The sequence below is a fragment of the Mesorhizobium sp. M7D.F.Ca.US.004.03.1.1 genome (assembly GCF_003998635.1).
Lineage (GTDB): Bacteria > Pseudomonadota > Alphaproteobacteria > Rhizobiales > Rhizobiaceae > Mesorhizobium > Mesorhizobium loti.
In genome coordinates, this window is record NZ_RZQG01000740.1 from 1 (window position 1) to 3,016 (window position 3,016).

At 59.9% G+C, this 3,016-nt stretch carries 3 protein-coding genes; all 3 read left to right on the plus strand.

The features are described from left to right. A partial coding sequence (locus EN935_RS29000) for a hypothetical protein (protein WP_127373882.1) occupies positions 1-957 on the plus strand: 957 nt, incomplete at its 5' end. 247 nt (positions 958-1,204) lie between these two features. Next, positions 1,205-2,224 (plus strand): isopenicillin N synthase family oxygenase, encoded by a 1,020-nt coding sequence (locus tag EN935_RS29005; protein WP_127262117.1) that lies wholly within the window; start codon positions 1,205-1,207, stop codon positions 2,222-2,224. 343 nt (positions 2,225-2,567) lie between these two features. Continuing rightward, the coding region (locus EN935_RS29010; RefSeq protein ID WP_127373883.1) for an LLM class flavin-dependent oxidoreductase at positions 2,568-3,016 on the plus strand (449 nt) is incomplete at its 3' end.

The window sequence follows — 3,016 nt, forward strand, 5'->3', positions numbered from 1 at the left end:
CTGATAAACCATCCACATTTTGCCCATTCCTATCAGATTTTCTATCGCAATTTCGCGCGCAAGGTGCGGGGAGACGGATACGACAGGAATCTCCAGATCCGCTACATTTTCGCGGGCATTGTGGTTCCGCTGATCATGGGCGCTTTCTTTGCCTATGGCTCCCTAACCGGCAACGCTCGCCTGCTGGGATATGCAACCAATGCGATGGGCTTTTTCGTGGGCTGGCACTACGTCAAGCAAGGCTACGGCATGCTGATGGTGGACGCCGTGTTGAAGCGCAGGTTCTTCAAGGATCAAGACAAGAAAGTGTTGCTGATCAACGGCTATGCCGTGTGGCTGTTCGCATGGCTCCAGACAAACGCAGTGATCACCGAAAGGCAGTTCTGGGGCCTGGACTACTACACATTCGCTGTCCCGCCATGGGTGCTCAACATCGCGCTCGCGATCGCAGCTGCCTCCTCGGCAGCCACCGTCGTGATGTTTGTCAATCGCTGGCGCAAGCATGGCGGCACGTTGCCTTATAACGGCGTCGTCGCCTACGTCGTCACCCTTTATGCCTGGATCCTGTTCGTGACGATAAATCCGCTCTGGCTGCTCGTGGTGCCGGCGCTTCATTCGCTGCAGTATCTGGCGGTGGTTTGGCGTTATCAGACCAATGTCGAGCGCGACCGTGCGGATGCCGTCAAGGATCCGGAATTCAAGGTTCTGTCCATTCTCGGACCGCTATACAGGCTGCGGGTATTGGCATTCATCATCGCCGGCACAATTCTCGGCGCTCTTGGCTTCTGGCTCGTGCCGATGGCGCTGAGTGCCCTGGTTCCCTACGACAAACAGGTGCTCGGCTCGTCGCTTTTCCTCTTCATAGCGTGGATATTCATCAACGTGCACCACTACTTCCTGGACAACGTGATGTGGCGCCGCGGCAACCCGGAAGTATCGAAATATCTGTTCCGCTAGCGCCCCCTGCGCTCGAAAGGCGGCCCACGAGATGCATTGCCGGTAAGTTGCCCGTTGGGAACATTATTTGCCGACAGGCCATAATGTGCAGCGCTGACGTTCTTCCATTCGACCCAGATTGGACTGTCTGTTGCTTTGATCGGCACGTCTTGCGTGTCACTTTGGAGACGCCATTCATGCTCGAAGCTCTTGCCGGTGATCGCTTCTACTTTCTCTTGGGCAAGGCAGGAAAAGAAGGAACCTGACCATGCCCAGAATTGTGCCGGTGCTCGATCTGAGCCGTCTCGAACAAGGTGCATCCGAATATCGTACCTTTCTCCTGGACCTGCGCACTGCGGCCCGGGACGTCGGCTTCTTCTACCTCAGCGGCCACGGAATTTCCGCCTCGGAGATCGACGACGTGCTCGATGCCTCGCGCCGGTTCTTCGCATTGCCGGAGGCCGACAAGCTGGCGATCGAAATGGTCAAATCCCAGCAGTTTCGCGGCTACACCCGCGCCGGTGGCGAACTGACCAGGGGCGCGGCCGACTGGCGTGAGCAACTCGACATTGGCGTCGAGCGCCAGCCCATAGCGCAGGGGCCTGGAATTGCACCGTGGACACGGCTGCAAGGGCCGAACCAGTGGCCGTCTGCACTGCCGGAGCTCAAGCCGGCGCTGCTTGCTTGGCAGACCAAGGCGACGGCGGTGGCGATCCGATTGCTGAAGGCCTTCGCGCTGTCGCTTGACCAGCCGGAGGATGCCTTCGACGCGATCTACCGGGACTCGCCCAACCATCGCATGAAGATCGTTCGTTATCCCGGCCGTGACGCGACCGAAGGCAACCAGGGCGTCGGCGCGCACAAGGATGGCGGTTTCCTGACCCTGCTGCTGCAGGACGACAACAAGGGGCTGCAGGTCGAATATGACGGAAGCTGGGTGAATGTGGATCCGCTGCCTGGAACGCTGGTCGTCAACATCGGCGAGCTGCTCGAACTGGCATCGAACGGCTATCTCCGCGCCACCGTGCACCGCGTCGTGACGCCGCCTGCCGGCGTCGAGCGGATTTCCGTTCCCTTCTTCTTCAGCGCGCGGCTCGATGCGACCATCCCGCTTCTCGGCCTTTCCGAGGAGCTGGCGGCGCAGGCACCTGGGCCGGCAAGCGATCCCGACAACCCGTTGTTCCGCGATGTCGGCACCAATGTGCTCAAAAGCCGGCTACGTTCACATCCCGACGTGGCACGCCGCCACTATGCCGATCTTCTCGAGACCGGAGCAGCGGGCTCGTGAGGGTTCCACAGTACGGCGCACGAATTTTTGCCATTTTGCCTGTTTTTTGGAATGTCATTCGTCGCCGAGGCTTCGAAATAAGCTCAAACAGGTAAAATCGTTCGGCGGTTTCCTCCCATTCCGCTGGACGGTGTTCCCCTCTGAAGGTTTTGACCTTCTTTTGGCCGGGCCGCATTCGAGCCCGGCCATTTTTTGTCCCGGGGTCTCGGGCGAAAAACTGAAATTCTGCAAAAGCCCGGCGCGGCGGAACAGGATACCTTCCCGAGTTGGGCGGACCGTCCGATTCTGAGGTAAGGATTCGAGCGCTGGTGCTCGACTGTATCGATCGGTCGGAACGACTTTCATGACACGGAAACAATTGCGTCTCGGCGCCTTCATGCGTCCCGTCAGCCTGCACACCGGCGCCTGGCGCTACCCGGGTGCTTATCCCGATGCCAATTTCAACTTCGCGCATCTGAAGCGCTTCGCCCAGGCCCTGGAGGCGGCGAAGTTCGACGCCTTCTTCATGGCCGACCATCTGGCCGTTCTCAACATGCCGATCGAGGCGCTGCGGCGCAGCCATACGGTCACGTCGTTCGAGCCGTTCACGCTGCTGTCGGCGCTGGCCGCAGTCACCGACCATATCGGGCTGGTCGCCACCGCATCGACGACGTTCGATGCGCCCTATCATGTTGCCCGCCGCTTCGCCTCGCTCGACCATATCAGCGGCGGCCGCGCCGGCTGGAACATCGTCACCACGTCCAATCCGGATGCGGCGCTCAACTTCGGCCTCGACGAGCATGTCGAGCATGA

What these genes read in the sequence shown, in the direction of transcription:
- EN935_RS29005 (WP_127262117.1), top strand. Translation starts at nt 1,205, where the DNA reads ATGCCCAGAATTGTGCCGGTGCTCGATCTGAGCCGTCTCGAACAAGGT.